15 protein-coding genes and 2 pseudogenes are annotated in these 16,171 nt (G+C 66.8%); 1 reads left to right on the top strand and 16 read right to left on the bottom strand.

Annotated elements, in window-relative coordinates; all coding sequences use genetic code 11:
* Nucleotides 1-3: 3 nt before the first annotated feature.
* The 7 genes from LOK46_RS02060 to LOK46_RS02090 all read right to left on the bottom strand — a co-directional run bounded on the left by LOK46_RS02060 (nucleotide 4) and on the right by LOK46_RS02090 (nucleotide 7,545).
* A complete protein-coding gene (locus tag LOK46_RS02060) occupies nucleotides 4-501 on the bottom strand; it encodes a (2Fe-2S)-binding protein (protein ID WP_273562262.1) in 498 nt (165 codons plus the stop codon).
* Nucleotides 498-1,349, bottom strand: a complete 852-nt coding sequence (locus LOK46_RS02065) for an FAD binding domain-containing protein (protein ID WP_273562263.1) — start codon at nucleotides 1,347-1,349, stop codon at nucleotides 498-500. Before LOK46_RS02065 ends, LOK46_RS02060 begins: the two co-directional genes overlap by 4 nt.
* Entirely contained in the window at nucleotides 1,346-3,745 is a 2,400-nt protein-coding gene (locus tag LOK46_RS02070; RefSeq protein WP_273562264.1) for a xanthine dehydrogenase family protein molybdopterin-binding subunit, read from the bottom strand. Before LOK46_RS02070 ends, LOK46_RS02065 begins: the two co-directional genes overlap by 4 nt.
* A gap of 74 nt (nucleotides 3,746-3,819) precedes the next feature.
* Nucleotides 3,820-4,602, bottom strand: coding sequence for an enoyl-CoA hydratase/isomerase family protein (locus LOK46_RS02075; protein ID WP_273562265.1), 783 nt, complete (start codon nucleotides 4,600-4,602; stop codon nucleotides 3,820-3,822).
* Entirely contained in the window at nucleotides 4,602-5,399 is a 798-nt protein-coding gene (locus LOK46_RS02080) for a cyclase family protein (protein ID WP_273562266.1), read from the bottom strand. The genes LOK46_RS02075 and LOK46_RS02080 overlap by 1 nt, the downstream gene beginning before the upstream one ends.
* A 47-nt stretch (nucleotides 5,400-5,446) precedes the next feature.
* Nucleotides 5,447-6,277 (bottom strand): 3-keto-5-aminohexanoate cleavage protein, encoded by an 831-nt coding sequence (locus LOK46_RS02085; RefSeq protein ID WP_273562267.1) that lies wholly within the window; start codon nucleotides 6,275-6,277, stop codon nucleotides 5,447-5,449.
* 41 nt (nucleotides 6,278-6,318) lie between these two features.
* The gene (locus LOK46_RS02090) at nucleotides 6,319-7,545 is read right to left on the bottom strand and encodes an MFS transporter (RefSeq protein ID WP_207904187.1); all 1,227 of its coding nucleotides are present in this window, start codon (nucleotides 7,543-7,545) and stop codon (nucleotides 6,319-6,321) included.
* 566 nt (nucleotides 7,546-8,111) lie between these two features.
* Between LOK46_RS02090 and LOK46_RS02095 the strand changes: the two genes are divergently transcribed.
* Nucleotides 8,112-8,648: a TetR family transcriptional regulator gene (locus LOK46_RS02095; protein ID WP_273562268.1), complete on the top strand. Its 537-nt coding sequence runs from the start codon at nucleotides 8,112-8,114 to the stop codon at nucleotides 8,646-8,648.
* A 331-nt stretch (nucleotides 8,649-8,979) separates the two neighbouring features.
* Here LOK46_RS02095 and LOK46_RS02100 read toward each other — a convergent pair.
* The 9 genes and pseudogenes from LOK46_RS02100 to LOK46_RS02140 all read right to left on the bottom strand — a co-directional run.
* Nucleotides 8,980-10,050 (bottom strand): annotated as a pseudogene (locus tag LOK46_RS02100) (cytochrome P450); the annotation flags it as partial.
* Between the two features lie 16 nt (nucleotides 10,051-10,066).
* A complete protein-coding gene (locus LOK46_RS02105) occupies nucleotides 10,067-10,879 on the bottom strand; it encodes an IS5 family transposase (protein ID WP_043075003.1) in 813 nt (270 codons plus the stop codon).
* Between the two features lie 86 nt (nucleotides 10,880-10,965).
* A pseudogene (locus LOK46_RS02110) lies at nucleotides 10,966-11,166 on the bottom strand (hypothetical protein); the annotation flags it as partial.
* Nucleotides 11,167-11,259: 93 nt separating this feature from the next.
* On the bottom strand, nucleotides 11,260-12,651 hold the full coding sequence (locus tag LOK46_RS02115; protein ID WP_273562269.1) for an FAD-containing oxidoreductase: 1,392 nt from the start codon (nucleotides 12,649-12,651) through the stop codon (nucleotides 11,260-11,262).
* Nucleotides 12,651-13,157 (bottom strand): DUF4126 domain-containing protein, encoded by a 507-nt coding sequence (locus tag LOK46_RS02120; RefSeq protein WP_273562270.1) that lies wholly within the window; start codon nucleotides 13,155-13,157, stop codon nucleotides 12,651-12,653. The genes LOK46_RS02115 and LOK46_RS02120 overlap by 1 nt, the downstream gene beginning before the upstream one ends.
* Nucleotides 13,158-13,251: 94 nt before the next feature.
* Nucleotides 13,252-14,130: an NmrA family NAD(P)-binding protein gene (locus tag LOK46_RS02125; RefSeq protein ID WP_273562271.1), complete on the bottom strand. Its 879-nt coding sequence runs from the start codon at nucleotides 14,128-14,130 to the stop codon at nucleotides 13,252-13,254.
* Nucleotides 14,131-14,250: 120 nt separating this feature from the next.
* The gene (locus LOK46_RS02130; RefSeq protein ID WP_273562272.1) at nucleotides 14,251-14,799 is read right to left on the bottom strand and encodes a carbonic anhydrase; all 549 of its coding nucleotides are present in this window, start codon (nucleotides 14,797-14,799) and stop codon (nucleotides 14,251-14,253) included.
* Nucleotides 14,800-14,836: 37 nt separating this feature from the next.
* On the bottom strand, nucleotides 14,837-15,283 hold the full coding sequence (locus LOK46_RS02135; protein ID WP_273562273.1) for a hypothetical protein: 447 nt from the start codon (nucleotides 15,281-15,283) through the stop codon (nucleotides 14,837-14,839).
* Entirely contained in the window at nucleotides 15,280-16,170 is an 891-nt protein-coding gene (locus LOK46_RS02140; RefSeq protein WP_273562274.1) for an alpha/beta fold hydrolase, read from the bottom strand. Before LOK46_RS02140 ends, LOK46_RS02135 begins: the two co-directional genes overlap by 4 nt.
* Between the last annotated feature and the right edge of the window lies 1 nt (nucleotide 16,171).

Here is a 16,171-nt window from a genome sequence, read left to right on the forward strand (position 1 = left end):
AGCTCAGGCGTCCGGCGTAATCGACACCCCCGTCAACGCGGCCATGCCCTCAGCCGCGCGCCGGATGGCAGCGATGATCCCGTCATAGCCGGTGCATCGACAGAGATTGCCGTTGAGCCCGCGCCGGATCTCGGCCTCGCTCGGATCCGGGTTCGATCGCAGCAGTTCCGCGGCGGTCAACACCATGCCGGTCGTGCAGAAGCCGCACTGGAACCCGTTCTCGGCCACGAAAGCCGCCTGGATCGCGGTGAGGTCGTCGATCCCCTCGATCGTGGTGATCGATTGCCCCTCGGCCGATAGCGCGAGGATCATGCAGGATTTCACCACCGCGCCGCCGAGCCGAAGCGTGCAGGCTCCACAATCGCCGGTGTGGCACCCGATCCGCGTGCCCTTCAGGTCGAGGAGGTCGCGGATCATCTCGACGAGGAGAAGGCGTGGATCAATCTCCCGATCGAATGCCTCGCCATTGATCACGCATCGCAGGCGCGTGTCGCCATTCATCGGCATGCTCCCACGACCATCTCGACGGCACGCGCGGCCATCCGGCTCGCGACGGCCCGGCGATAGCCGGGACCGGCCAATTCGTCCGCCCACTCCGTCCGCATCCGTGTCGTCGCCGCTCGAGCAAACGCCGCTATGTGATCCGGGCCGAGCGACACACCCTCGTCCGACTCCGCCACGATGGGGGTGGGCGCCGCCCCCGCGATGCAGAGGCGCAGGCGTGGTCCGTCCTCCGTGTCCGCGATCAAGCAGGAGGCGGTGACGATGGGCCAGGAACTCGTGCCGTGCTTGAGCTTGAGGTAAGCGCTCGCGCCGACGCGCCTGGCCGCCGGCACCAGGAACTCGCAGACGAGTTCGTCGGCTTGACGATCCGTGCGGAAGGCATCACGGAGAAAGGCCGCGATCGGCACGATCCGCTCGCTGCGGGAGGAGACGAGGCGGACTCGCGCCTGGAGCGCCGTCAAGCATCCCGGGCCGTCGGAGGCCGGGTTGGCGTAGCACACGGCGCCGCCGAGGGTCGCGAGGTTCCACAGGCCAGGGCCACCCGTGATCTCCCGCACCATCGTCGCAAGGAGGGGCAGGCGGCGGCGGATCACGTCGCTTGCGGTGAGCGCCGCGTAGGTCGCCCGGGCTCCGATCGCGACGGTGTCGCCTCGGTCCACGATGCGATCGAGCCCGAGGCGGGCCGGATCGAGAACAAGGCTCGCCTCGTCTTCCCCCGCGAACAGAGCCGGGATGAGCACCGAGCCGCCGCCGAGCACCCGCGCTTGGCTCCCGGCCGTGGCGAGGATGGCAGCCGCCTCCGCCAGCGTGTCGGGCCGCTCGTAACGAAACCGGTGCCGGATCATACGAGCGCCCCCTCGGTGAGCAGACGCAGCAGGCGCGGGGGCGTCGCCGGCACCGTCGTCACCCGGCCCGCCGCCGAACCGAGCGCGTCGCCGACGGCGTTCGTCATCGCGGCGAGGGCACCGCCGAGGCCCGACTCTCCTCCACCCTTCATGCCGAGCGGATGGAAGGGGCTCGGCGTCGACAGGTGGCCGACGCGGATGGGGGGCAGATCGGTCGACCGTGGCAGGAGATAGCGCTTGAAGCGGTCGCTGATCTGCCGGCCGCCCGCCGCGTAGGTCAATTCCTCCCAGAGGGCGGCACCTACCCCCATGGCGATGGCGCCCTTCAACTGCCCGGTCACGAGGGCGGGATTGACCATCACGCCGCAATCGTGGACCGCCGCTATGTCAAGGACGCCGATACGACCCGTGCCCGTGTCGAGTTCGATCGCGGCGGCGTGGATCGAGTACGGAAACGACGAGTAGGTCGCGATGCGCCCGGCCTCGTCCGGCTCAACGCGGATGTTGCGGGCGCGATAGCTCCGCGTTGCCTCCAGAGGTAGCTCGACGTCGGCGCCCACGGTGAAGGGATGGGTGTGTGCGCCGAGGGCAAGGGCGGCGAGGGTCACGCTGGCGCCTCCCGGCGCATGGGCGCTTCCCCCGGCGAAACGGATCGCGTCGGCCGGCGCCTGGAGCACGTTGCTGGCACAGACGGCCAGTTTGGCGCGCAGGTCGGTCGCGGCGAGGTGCGCCGCGGTTCCGCCGTACAGCAGCGCGCGGCTGCTGGCGTTGCCAGTGCCGACGGGCACACGATCGGTATCCCCCTGTACGACGCGGATCGCAGTGGGTTCGAGCCCAAGAACGCTCGCGACGAGCTGTGCGATGCCGGTCTCGTTGCCGCTGCCCGGGGATGTGACGCCCAGCGCCACCTCGACATGGCCCATCGGCGACATGCGGATCGCCGCCGTCTCGAAGCCGCTCGGGAACGCGCCGGGTCGGGCGCCGCCTTCCGGGGTCAGTTCGCAGGCGAGGCCGATCCCGATGCGCCATTCGCCGCCGGCACGGGCGGCTTGCCGCGCGCGCCAGTCGTCGTAGCCGAACAGGTTCATCAGTTGTGCGAGCGCCTTCGGATAGTCGCCGCTGTCGACGTTCAGGCCCGAGGGCAGGCGTCGCGGTAGGGCATCGGCACGCACGAGGTTGCGCGCCCGGAGCTGCGCCGGGTCGATCCCGAGGTGTCCGGCCAGGAGATCGACCGCCCGCTCCATGACGAGATTGGCGATCTCCTTGCCGTAGCCGCGGATCGGCTGCCAGGGCGCCTTGTTGGTCGCGACGAGCGTTCCGGCGACGTCGATGGTCGGCACGTCGTACACCGTCGGGAAGACGGTTGCGGTGATCAGCGGCATCGTCCAGCCGTTGCCGGGGCCAATCGTCCCGACATCGGCCACGAACGTGTCGCGGAAGGCGAGGATGCGGCCCTCGAAGGTGGCAGCGATGGCGAAGCGGTGCGTCTGCTCGCGGCAGTGGCCCCGCATGGTGTCGCGTCGGTTCTCGACATAGGCCACCGGACGTCCGAGGCGCCGGCTGAGCAGGCCGACGAGGACCTCCTCCGGATGCCCCGCCATCTTAAACCCGAAGGTGCCACCCGCCGGTGGGGCGACGACGCGCACGTCCGTCTCGTTCAAGCCGAGGGCGGTCGCCACCTGCCAGCGGGTCGTGTGCGGATTCTGCAGGGTGCCCGTCAAGGTCAAGCGCCCGAGCCGGCCGTCCCAATCCCCGACGTAGCACAGGGGCTCCATCGGGGCCGCCGTCGAGGGGTGTACCACGACCTCGCCCTCGACCGTCACGTCCGCCGCGCGCAGAACCGCGTCGATGTCGCCAGCCCGCACGTGGTCCGTGGCGACGACGTTCGAGCCCCAACAAGAATGGACGATCGGCGCCCCATCGGCGAGCGCGGCCTCTGTCGTGAGAGCCGCCGGACGGATCTCATAGCTGACCTCGACCCGAGCTGCGGCGGCCTCCGCATCGTGCGGCGTCCGCGCCACGACAGCGGCGACGGGTTGTCCTGCGTAGGCCGTGGCTCCGACCGCGAGGCAGCGGCCGATGATCGGCCGATTGGCGTCCGGCCCCCGGAACGGCAAGGCCGGCGGCATCGGCGCGCACAGGGTGGCGGCCTCGCTCCCGTCGATCACGGCGACGACGCCGGGCTCCGAGCTTGCCGCGTCGGCCTGCACCGCGACGATCCGGGCGCAGGCATGAGGCGAGCGGACGAGCGCGACGAAGAGCGCGTCCCTCGGGATCAGGTCGGCGGTGTAGCGGACTTGTCCCGCCGTGAACGCCAGCCCGCCGAGCCGGGGCACCGACCGGCCGATCCAGCTTTCGGTAACCTCGGCATCCGAGGAGGATTGCGCCTCATCCATCCCGTTCCTCCCGTTCCCTGCGGCCAGCGCGGCCGATGCCCTGACGTCACGATCCCGCGCGTGCGCCGCGGCCCTCAGGATTTCATCCGAGCCATACCCTCGAGGGCGAGGCCGTAGGCGAGCAGCCCCTGCATCCGGTGCCGGATCTCCTCGGTCAGCGCGATGCGGGTGTAGCGGCGCACGAGCTTGGGTTGCTGCAGGAGGAGCCTCGCGAGTTCGCGCGCCCGGTCGAGGAGCTTCTCCGCCGGCAGGACCTCGGCGACGAGGCCCATGGCCCGCGCCTCTTCAGCCGTCACCTTCTGGCCCGTGAGGAGGAAGTAGCGTCCCCGGTTCAGCCCCATTAGAAGCGGCATGACGATGTGCATCCCGTCGCCCGGGACCATTCCTCCGGGGAAATGCGCCGTGTCCTGGAAGAAGGTGTCCTCGCTGGCCAGGACGATGTCGGCGAGCAGGGGGATCTCCGCATGCCGGACGGCGGGCCCATTGATGGCGGCGATCACCGGCGCTTCGATGGAGAGGAGATGCGGCAGCAGCTGCTTACTCTCCCAGAAGATCGGGTCGTAGGTCTCAGGGGTCATGATCTTGCGGTTCGGGTGCTGGCCCGGCGCGATGGCCGGGCCGCAGAACTCGTCGCCGGTGCCCGTGAGGATCACGACGTCGTTGCCCCGATCGCGGCCGATCTCCAGGAACGCGGACTCCAGCTCGTTGTGCGCGAGGAGGCTCCATTGCAACGGGCCGCCCTCCGAGTGGAGCTGCACCTCCAGGATGCCGTCCTCGCGTGTCATCCGAATCGTCTTGAACCGATCCCTGTAGGTCTCGAACGTCGTCTCAACCCGCTCCAGCGAGGTCATGCTCATCAGGATTGTCCCTTCTGGTTGGCAGGCTCGTCGAAGATCGCGACGGCGCGGGTCCAGCCAGCGGATGCGGCATGGATCTTCACGGGAAAGCAGGCGATGCGGAAACCGGAGGGCGGCAGTTGATCGAGGTGCCGCAATTTCTCGATCTGGCAGTATTCGACGTCGCGGCCGGCCTTGTGCCCCTCCCAGATGATCGAAGGGTCGCGATCCCGATGGTAGCGCTCGGCGACGTACTTGAACGGCGCGTCCCAGCTCCACGCATCGGTCCCGACGACACGCACGCCCTTGCTTGCGAGGTGCAGCGTGGCGGCCCGTCCCATGCCGCATCCGCTCTGCGGATAGGCGGCCGTCCCGAATCTGGCCCCGGCCGAGGTGTTCACCACCACGATGTCGAGGGGTCTGAGGGTATGGCCGATCCGTTCGAGTTCCCTGTCGATGTCGTTGGGCTGGACGATGTAGCCGTCGTCGAAGGCGCGGAAGTCGAGCTTGACGCCGGGCTGGAAGAACCAGTCCAGGGGCATCTGGTCGATCGTGCGGCTCGGCGTACCGTCGGCCATGGTCGAGGCGTAATGCCAGGGCGCATCGACGTGCGTGCCGTTGTGGGTCGAGAGGCGCACGCTCTCCAGCGCGAAGGCCTCCCCGCCAATCAGGTCCTCGCCGCGCAGGCCGTCATACCGTTTTTGCAGCATCGGCACGGTGTCGCCGTGGCCGATATAGCTGACCTCAAACTCATAGCCCGGCGGATCCGACGGGACCCCATTCTCGATCGCCATCGAGATGTCGACTATCCGCTGCATTCGACCCTCCCTCGGTTCATGTCTCACTCCTGAAGTTAACTGATCGATCAGTCAGTATCCAGGCCGAGCAAAGTGCGAGCTTCGGACGGGTTCGCTACCCGTCGCCCGTGCCGCCCGGCCGCCTCTACGGCGCGCGCGACGAGTTCCGCGTTTCCCGAGGCAAGCCGTGTCCGCGTGATGCGAATGTTGTCCTCAAGACCGGTGCGAACTCCGTCGCCGCCCCGGGCGAGAACCCACTCCATCACCCGTTCCTGTTCGCGCCCGATGCCGGCCGCCGTCCAAGTCGCCTGGGGCAGCAACACGCGGAGTTCGGCGAGCAGGATGTCGAGCAATCGCTCCTCGGCGGGCATCGCGTTCCTGACGCCCAACACGAACTGCACGTGGGGCCGTTCGTCGATGAGGCCAGCCTCCACCAGGCGGCGGGCACCGTGAAGGTGGGATAGGTCGAAGATCTCGATTTCGGGTCGGATCCCGTGCCGCCTTATCCGGGAGGCGAGATCGTCCACCAACCCCGCCCCGTTCTCGTAGACGATGGTGGGGAAGTTCACCGAGCCGGTCGAGAGCGACGCCATGTCGGGCTTCAGATCGAGCGCATTGCCGCGCTGGCGCTGATCGCGACCGCGGCCGCCGGTTGAGAACTGCACGATCATCCCGGGGCAATGTTGACGCACCCCATCGAGCACGCGGGCGAAGAGCGCGGGATCGCTCGAAGGGCTTTCGTCCGGCCCGCGGACGTGGACGTGGACGAGACTGGCCCCCTCCTCGAAGGCAGCGTGAGTGCTCTCGATCTGCTCCTGCGGCGTCGTGGGAACGGCCGGGTTGTCGGACTTGCGCGGAACCGAGCCGGTGATCGCGACGGCGACGATGATGGGCCTCATGGCTGGGTTCTCACGCGTAGGGCTCGGGAATGGTGGCATGGTCAGATCCGCGCCTCCCGCAGCATCTCGGGCCGCACCGCGAGGAGCACGACGAGGCCGCCCGCCACCAAGAGGCCGGCGATGAGCCAGTTGCCCAATGCGAGGCTTCCCGTGGCCGTCTTGATCCACCCCAGGGCGAACGGGCTCGCGAAGCCACCGACGAGCCCGAGGCTGTTGATGAGGGCAATCCCCCCAGCGGCAGCCGATCCCCGCAGATAGGCGCTCGGCATCGACCAGAACAGCGGAACGGTCGTGAAGATGCACGGCGCCGCGAGCGAGAGGAGGGCAAACGAGAGGACGACGTGGCCTTGCGCCGGGATGAGGGCGACGAGCGCCAGCGCTCCCACGAAAGCCGGAAGGGCACAGTGCCAGCGGCGCTCCAGCGCATGATCCGAGTGGTACCCGTTGGCGATCACGCCGACCATCGCCACGCCGTAGGGAATGGCGGCGAGCAATCCGATGTCGAGGGCATTGGTGAAGCCCATGTCCCGGATCAGCGTTGGGAGCCAGAAGTTGATCATGTAGACGCCGCAGATGAAGCAGAACCAGCTGAACGCCATCAGGTAGATCTTGGGATCCCGGATGACGGCGGCGAACGACGCGAGACCGTGGGCTGATGCGGAGGTGCTGTCTAAACGCTCGGCGTTGAGGTTCCGAGCGAGAAGGGCCTTCTCCTCCGGCGCGAGCCAGCGCGCGGTCTCCGGCCTGTCGTCGAGATAGGCGAAGACGAATAGGCCTAGCAGCGTGGTCGGGAGTCCTTCGAGGATGAACATCCACTGCCAGCCGGCGAGACCGAGCACGCCGGGCATCTCGGTCATGATCAGCCCGGAGAGCGGTCCCCCGACGACCCCGGCCACAGCGAACGCACTCGTGAAGATGGCGGTGACGCGGGTGCGGTAGGCGCCGGGATACCAGTACGTGAAGTACAGGATAATCCCCGGGAAGAAACCGGCTTCGAAGACCCCGAGCAGGAACCGGAGGACGTAGAACAACCACGGCGCATGGGTGAAGGCCATGCCGGCGGAGATGAGGCCCCAGACTACCATGATCCGGGTAATGGTCTTGCGCGCGCCGATCCGCTCGAGGAGTAGATTGCTCGGGATCTCGAACAAGAAGTATCCGACGAAGAAGATTCCGGCACCCAGGCCGTAGACAGCGTCGCTGAAGCCGAGATCCGACTTCATCTGCAATTGGGCGAAGCCGATGTTAATCCGGTCGAGATACGCCATGACGTAGCAAAGGAATAGGAGCGGCACGAGCCGCCTTGTCACCTTCGCGTAGACCGCGGCTGGCGTCGCGGCGGAGGATTGGTGGGGCTGACTGAGATCCGCTGCCGATATTGCCACGACAGGCTCCTCCCTAGTGAGCTTCGACGATCTTCGAGGATCGGTCCGGATGCTGGCCGAGCCAGTCCGAGCTCCCGTTGTTGTTGTCGCTTCTCTCACTGACTGATCGATCAGTCAATAGCGTCTCGCCACTGAAATCGTTCCTTTCGAACGAGCCATGGCGCTCCCGTCGCGCAGCGTCCGGAAGCAGGATCTGGGCGATTCTGTCACGTCAATTGCGCCCGGACCCGAAGCCCTGCGTGAGGTTTGCCGTCTGGGCGAAACGGCCTATGAGCCCTCGTACGGCGTCGATTGGTTAGACGCTCACGGGTACATCGATCATGGCCACACGAAGCCCAGGAGGCGTGCTTCCGCACTCGGCCGGAACGGAGGCCTTCGGCGACACCCGTTGCGCTATCCTCAACTCAGCCGAACGTGTCTTCGGGCTCCACGGGTTCGACGGCGCCAGCATGCGCGAGATCGCGCAGGGCGCAGCGATCTCCCAGTCGCTGCTGCACTATCACTTCCAGAACAAGCTGACGCTGTATGAGGCAGCGTTTGAGCGGCGAGCCACCGTGATCCGAGAAAGCCGAGCGGCCCGCCTGCAGGATGCCTTCGCGGCATCCGGGTCGGTCACCCTCGAATGCATCCTCGAGATCCTATTCATGCCGTTGGGCGACCTGCTGAACGAGCCGAGGGACGGGTTGCGGCACTACTTGCAGATGCTGGCTGAGGTGACCCTGTCGACCAGCGACCGTTCAATCGCAATTGTGCGTCGGTTCTACGATCCCTCGGCCGAGCAGTTCATCGAGGCTTTCTGCAAGGTCGTCCCGAATATGTCCCGTTCGGATGCAGTCTGGGCCTATCTCTTCGCGATCGGTGCGCGCATGCAGGCGCACTCATCGAGTGGAAGGGCCGTGCGGCTGGGAATGTCGCAGGACTCGCGATCGCCATACAAACTACTTGTTCCTTTCGTTGCCGCGGGTATTAGAACTATAAATTTATGATTACTCGCTCCTTGAGAATTCTGTAGGGGTGGCGGCTGAACGGTATGGACATCACGAAGTTCGTTTGCTGTAGTGCATGCGTTTCCTTATCACATAGCTGACACGCCGGGATGACTGCATGCGAGATTGCGTCATCTCGCTCGTTCAAGGGCGTCTGCCCCGAATGATCTCGATCGCTGCGAGGCCGCGGGCCGAATTTGGCCGTAAGCCGCACGTCCGCTTACGGATATCAGAGCCGGCGAAGCGGACGCTCAGCCCTGAGGTATGTGGCCGACAGCTACGATCAAATTGTCATTGATCCAGACCGCTCACGACAGCGTAGCGGCGAGACTCAATGGATTCCGTCGATGGCAATCCCGAGTTGCTGAGGGCCCCGCAGTGAGGCGCCTGGCCGGTAGGGCGGCGGGTTCTGGAGAAGGCGTGGGGATACGAGCCTGCGGCTCAGTGCGACGACGGCGATCTCGGCCTCGATCCGCGCGAGCGGCGCACCGATGCAGTAATGCAGGCCGCCACCGAAGCCGAAGTGCTGGTTATCCTCACGGTCGGGGTCGAAGCGGTTGGGTTCGGGAAAGCGAGCGGGGTCGCGGTTGCCGGCGGCGAAGACCAGGATTACGGGCGCGCCTTTCGGGATGGTCTCGCCGGCGATCTCGATAGCCCCAAGCGCCTTTCGGGTCCGGAAGTGCACCGGCGGATCGAAGCGCAGCAATTCCTCGATCAACCGCGGCGCCCGCTCGGGGTCGGCGCGCAGCCGCTCCAACTCGTCCGGATGGCGCAGAAGCTGGAGCATCCCATTAGTGATGAGGTTCACCGTGGTCTCGTGGCCCGCCACGAGCAGCAGGACGGCGGTGGCGATCAGGTCGAAGTCGCCCATCCGCTTGCCTCCGGCGGAGGCCGGGGCGGCAAGGCCGCTCAGCATGTCGTCGGCCGGGCGTCGCCGCTTCTCGCGGATCAGGTCGCGCACGTAGGCGGAGATCTCGTCGAAGGCCGCCACGGTCCTGTGGCGGCCCCCCTCGTCGTGGCGGGCGTCCGGCTCTATGGCGGTGGCGAGTTGCCTCGCCCAGACTTGGAACCGCGGCTCGTCCGCCTGCGGCACGCCCAGAAGCTCGCAGATCACCGTGACCGGGAGCGGGTAAGAGAAGTCATCCACCAAGCAGATCCTGTCGCGGCCACGACATGCGTCGATGAGCCTATCAACCTCGCGCACAATGCCTTCACGCAGCGCGTTCACCCGCCCCACCATGAACTGGCGCATCACGAAGCGTCTCAAGGTGTCGTGGTACGGAGGGTCGCGGAAGATCAGCGGGCGATGCGCGCTTACGATCCGGTTCTTGATCGGGTTCAGGAACCAATCTCGAAGTGGGTTCCCAGTGTGAGGGCGTCGAGACGGCGGCAGGTCCTCTGAGAGTCCGTCCGAGAAGTCAGGCTGAGCGGGCCAGTCGCCTGACGAGGATCATGACGGCTGCCGCGTAGAGGAATGCTCTGGCCGAGGCGATAGTCGCCTCTGGGTCCTTCCAGAGGCGGCGATTGCGGCTGATCCAGGCGAAGAAGCGTTCGACCACCCAGCGGCGTGGATGCACGGCAAAGCCGACTTGATGGGGCGGCTTGCGCACGATCTCGACCGTGATGATCGTGGCGGTCGCCGGTCTGTTGCCGGCATAGCCTGCATCGGCGAAGGCTTTGGCGATGAACGGGAAGGTCCGACGCGACAGGCGCAGCACCGGCACGGCTCCGTCGCGGTCCTGTACGTCGGCAGGCTGAGGATCGAGGACGAGCGCGCGCCCGTCCATGTCGACCAGCGCTTGGCGCTTGCGCCCCTTGACCCTCTTGCCGGCATCGTAGCCGCGCGGGCCGCCGCTCTCCGTCGTCTTGATGCTTTGGCTGTCGAGGACCGCGGCAGACGGTGAGGCTTCCCGTCCGACTCGCTCGCGATCGGCCATGACCAGGTGGTGGTTGATCCGGCCAAACAGCCCTGTGTCGCGCCAGCGGCTGAAGTAGCCGAACGTGGTCGAGCGCGGCGGTAGATCCTTGGGTATCAACCGCCAGGAGATCCCACCCCTCAGAACGTAGAAGATGGCGTTCAGGACCTCCCGTGTCGTCCAGAGCGGAGGCCGGCCACAGGGCGCTGGCCTCGGCATCAGTGGCTCGATCACCGCCCACTCGGCGTCGGTAAGGTCGGTTTCATAGCGAAGGCCCACGCGGCTATGCTGCCGCCGGGTGGTCGGGGTCCACATGGCGCTTCCAGGTCAGGCTTCAGCACCCTCCTGGAATCATCGCCATCCCGGCCACTCAACCCCGCCTCAGACCCTTACCGGACGGGCTCTGAGCTGAGACGGGGGTCGAAGATCAGGCTCCGGATCGCCGCGTGCGAGCTCACGACGTAGCTTCCATCGCGCTGTCGGGAGACCGGGTTCTCCCTCAACCGCGCATAGAGCGGGTATGGATCAGCGCGATTGTTCTGGTGGATGATCTCGGAGAACAGCGCATCCCGCTGTTCGACATGAGGACGGGCGTCAGGCATGTCGGGTCGCTGCCAAGTGCAGGCTCACCTGTCGGGTTGGCGGCTTCGTTGCCACCGAGCCTTCCATCACGAGCTCTCGGTCAATCCGTTCAATCAGCTACCGCTCGACGGCAGTGGCTTAAGATCTCCGAGCACGGTCGGGATCAGTTCGGACACGGTGGGATGGATCGGGACCGCCCATTGCAGGGTCGGGGCGGTCGCGCCCGCGTTCATCATGTCGAGGATGCCGTGGACCGCCTCGTCACCGCCGGTGCCCAGGATCGCCGCGCCCAGGATGGCCTGGCTCTCGGCATCCACCAGCACCTTCATGAAGCCCTTGGTCTCGCCCTTCTCCACGGCCCGACCCACCCGGGTCATCGGCCGGGTGCCCATCAAAGCCGGGCGGCCGCTCGCGCGCACCTCCGTCTCGCCCATGCCCACGCGTCCCAGCGGCGGGTCGATGTAGAGGGCGTAACCGGGGATCCGGTCGCTGACCCGGCGGCTCGCCCCGTCGAGGAGGTTGGCGGCTACGATCTCGAAGTCGTTGTAAGCGGTGTGGGTGAAGGCACCTCGTCCGTTGCAATCGCCGAGCGCGTAGACGCCCGGCACGTTCGTCTGAAGGCCGTCGTCGATGGTGATGTAGCCGCGCGCGTCCACGGCGATGCCGGCCGCCTCTAAGCCAAGGTCGTCGGTGTTGGGCCGGCGGCCCACCGCCAGCAGCACGTGAGAGCCCACAATCTCCGGCTCGCCCTCGTTGCAGTTCACCCCGACAGCGACACCGTCAGCATGAGGCTCAAACCCGATGCACTCGGCGTTCAGCCTCAGAGCGATGCCCTCGTCGCGCAGGATGCCGGCGACCGACTCGGAGATGTCCGAATCCTCACGACCAATCAACCGCGGCCCCATCTCCACGACGGTGACCTTGCTCCCAAACCGGCGGTAGGCTTGCGCGAACTCCAGCCCAATGTAGCTGCCGCCGACCACCACGAGATGCTCCGGGATCGTGTCGAGCTGCAGCAGCGAGGTGTTGGTCAGGAACGGCACCGCGTCGATGCCGGGCATCTCGGGCACTCGCGCGCGACCGCCCACGTTGATGAAGATCCGCTCGGCCTTAAGGATATCGTCCCCAACCGCCACCGCGTGCGCCGACACGAAGCGGGCATGTCCAGTGAGGACGGTGCAGCCGGTCATGCCGCGCAGCCAAGTCTCGACATTGGCCCTTGCCCGGGCTGAGACTCCCTGCTGACGCGCGGCGACAGCCTTGGCGTCGATGCCGACGCCACCCTGTAGCACGACACCGTAATCCGCGGCTCGACGCGCGAGGTGGGCGGCGTAGGCGCTGGCCACGAGGGTCTTGGTGGGCATGCAGCCTGTGTTCACGCAGGTGCCACCGAAGAGCTTGCGCTCGATCACCGCCACGCGTTGGCCCGCGGCGGTGAGGCGCCCGGCCAGGGCCGGCCCGGCCTGGCCCGCGCCTATCACGATGGCATCGAACCGTTGGACCATCACAGTGCCCCCAGCACGAGCGCGCCGGCGAGGATCGCGACGGCGTCCTCGATGAGCGCCGCCGGTCGGTCCTTGCCGAAGGAAGCCGCGAGGCGTCCGCGTGCCTCGGCGCCCCCGAGAGTGCCTACCACGGCGCCGACGACGCCTGCCAGGAGGCCACCGGCGAGCTGACCGGACGAAACACCGACGGCAGCTCCGCTCAGGGCGCCGCTGAGGAGTCGCGGGGCGAACTGCATCGGGACCTTGCGGCTCGGGGTGCTTGGCAATTGGTCGGTGACGAACTCGACCAGGGCGAGCACCGTGAACACGTATGGCGTGAACCGGTAGCCAAGGAAGGCAAGCCACGACCCGTCCAAGTTGAGCCAACCCAAGGCCGCGGCCCAACTGACGACGGCCGGGGCCGTGAAGGCGCGCAGGCCCGCGATGATACCGACGAGCAACGCCAGAAGATAAACGGTCACCGGTGATCTCCATCGCGGGGTAAGTTCCAGGCAAGCCAGTGTCATGCCGGAATTTGGGTGAGCGCTGCAGGAACCTGCGGCATCGAATTCTTCGAGAGACGCCCGAAGCGGCTCAACACAAGAAGAAATTTCGATCTTCTCAGGCCGCGTTCAAGACGTCGGCGTGGGCGCGAGCGAACTCGCCGACCGTCATCGAACGCTTGCCTGTCAGCAGCTCGACATTGTTGTCCGCCCCGGACATCGCTCCGTGCTGGTACTCTTCCATCGCACCGCCGAAGTGCTGGACGATGTACGCCGGCACGCCCATCGCGGCTAGCGACGCGCAGTATTCGTCGACTGGCAGATCCTGGAAGATGATCTTGCGTCCGAGCGCCTCGGACAGCTCGGCAGCCATCTGCTCGTGGTCCATCTCAACGGGACCCGAGAGCGGGATGGTTTTGCCGATGTGGGCCGAGGGATCCTTCAGGAGCGCCGCGATGGCGCGACCCTGGTCGTCGGCGGCGATCGGCGAGTGCCGCCCTTTCCCCACCGGCATGCGCAGCACGCCTTGCCTCAGGTACGGGAGCTGCCACGGATAGAGCAGCCATTCGAGGAAGTAGGTCGGCCGCAGGTGGATCACCGGAACGCCGGACCAGTCGAAGACCTGTTCGGCGATGAAGGTGTCCCGGCAGGACTCGCTCTTCGAGTGGCGGTCAGCAGAGCGTTGCGAGAGGTTGACGATGGTTCCGACGCCCGCCTCCTTGGCGGCCTGGGCGAAGTTGACGGCGGCACTTAGGAGGCCTGGGGCGACCGGCCAGACGAAGTAGGCCGCCTCGACGCCCTCCATGGCGGTGCGGACGGTATCGATCTCCTGCAGATCGCCGACGACGACCTCGGCGCCTAGCTTCTCAAGCGCCTCGGAACGGGCGTCCTGCTTGTGGACCATCGCCCGGACGTCGAGACCGAGGTCGATGGATGACCTCACGGCGGCACGGCCGGTGTCCCCGGTCGCGCCCGTGATCAAGACCTTGCGTGACATCGTCGGCATCCTTCTGCGTCCATGACCGAATCCATCCGCCGCCCCTCGATTGCCGAGAGGCCTTCGCGACAGCGGTGACCGCGCCCTGCAGGGACCAGAGCGTCGTGGAGAGTGTGAAGCTCAGGCGTCGGCTTCTGGCCGCAGCCGACTCGGCGGCACGACCGTGTCCACACGACCGGTCGCGACGTCGTAGACGACACCCGTGACGACGAGGCCGGCGGGCAGCCGGGGGTTGGCCTTTACCGCGGCCACGTCCACGGCCACCGCCTTGTAGGGATCCGTGATGAACAGGCCTTCGAGAGCGGCCTCGTCCACGCGCAGGTACTCCGCGATCAGGTCGGGCACGAGCCGGTACCCGATGTTGATGCCGCAGTCGGTGTGGTGGAGGACGATCAGGTTCCAGCCCTCGCCGATGTCCTTGCCCGCGCCCTGGGCGACCCTTCTGAGGATCGCCATCGTCTGGAGCGTCGTCATGTCGACGCGGCCGGCGACGTTGCGGATGACGACGGCCTCACCGGGCGCGAGGTCGAAGACATCCACGGGATCGACCCGAGGATCGACGCAGCCCACGATGATGGTCCTCTCGGAGGGCAACATCTTGAGGCCCGAAGCGAACGTCCGCTCGGCGAAGTCTTTGTTGCGCTGCGTAAGCGTCTCGACAAAGTCCATGGTGCTCTCCTTTTTGCGCGCGGGACCCGGCGGTCGTTCACTTGGCCGGATTGTTTAGGAGCATCCGGAGGGGGCTGATCGGGCCGAGCGGGATGAGCTGGAACTCCATCAATCCAGCCGGGCCGAACGGGAGTTTTTCCAGGAGCGCCCTGGCCTCACCGGCGTCGGTGACGTTCATGAGGAACACGACGCCGCTCTGGTCCTGCTTCACGAACCACTGGTCGATCTTGCCATCGAGGTAGAGGAGCACGGTCGCGCGCACCTTGTCGGGCAGCACCTTCTGCCAGTCCGCTGGGGTGGCCTTCGCGGTGAAGCTCCCGATGGCGAGGACCTTCGTCGTCGGAACGGGCGCCGGAGCCCGCGACGCTGCCGTTTCCGGTGCGGTCACCCCCTGGGCGCAGGAAGTGTCGGGCAGGGCTGCCAGGGTGGCCATAGCGAGGCCGCCGAGTAGCCAAGGGACCGGGCGAGTGAATAGGCGGCTCATGACAGCATCTCCGCGGCAACGAGGGCAGGCTCGTCGAGCTGCAGCCAGTGCCCGGCCGGGAGCAGGCTGAGGGATGCGTTCCTCAGGAAGGAGACGTACTCACGCGCGTGGTCGACGTTCAGGTAAGGGTCGTTCTCGCCCCAGATGACCTTCGCCGGGATGTCGAGCTTGGCGAGCTCCTGGACGCGCGCCGCGTTGCGTTCCAGCTCTTCGAAGAACTGAGAGGTCATCTGCACGAAGGCCGGTCCCGCGCCATCCACGCGGAAGTTTCGGTCGATCACCGGCCCGAGGAAGGCGTCGTAGTGCGCCTTGTGCTTGTCCGCGAGGTGCCGCTTGAAAGCCTCGCGCTGGAAGTTCACGACCCATCCGAACTGCTCTGGGCTCTGGATGAGGGCGCCCGATAGCGCCGCGAGACTCGGGGTCGCGAACAGGGTGATGAGCTCGGGCCATCGCGCGGCCGGCGATGCGGCGAAGGCGGCGTTGAGGATAACGAGGGCGGCGGTCCGGTCGGGGTGCGCGAGGGCGTAGTTCAGCGCTGCGGCACCGGAGGAGTCGTGCGCGACTGGGACGATCCGCTCCAACCCGAGCTGATCGACGACGGCTTCGAGGTCACCGAGTTGCTGCCGGAAGCTGTACGGCGCTCCTGCGGGCTTCTCCGACTGCCCAAACCCCAGGAAATCGAAGGTTACCACCTGACGTCCGGCGGCCACCAAATGGGGGACGAGGTCGTCGTAGATGTGCAGGTTGTCGGGGAAGCCGTGCATGAGCACGAAGGCCGGCGCATTCCCCGGATAGTCGCGGGTGTAGACATCGCCCAAAGGGCTCTCAATCCGGTGTTCCTTGAACGCTGGTGCGCCCGCGTCCGGATGGGCTGAAGGATGGGTCACG

Origin of the sequence: Methylobacterium sp. NMS14P, from assembly GCF_028583545.1 — a bacterium.
Lineage (GTDB): Bacteria > Pseudomonadota > Alphaproteobacteria > Rhizobiales > Beijerinckiaceae > Methylobacterium.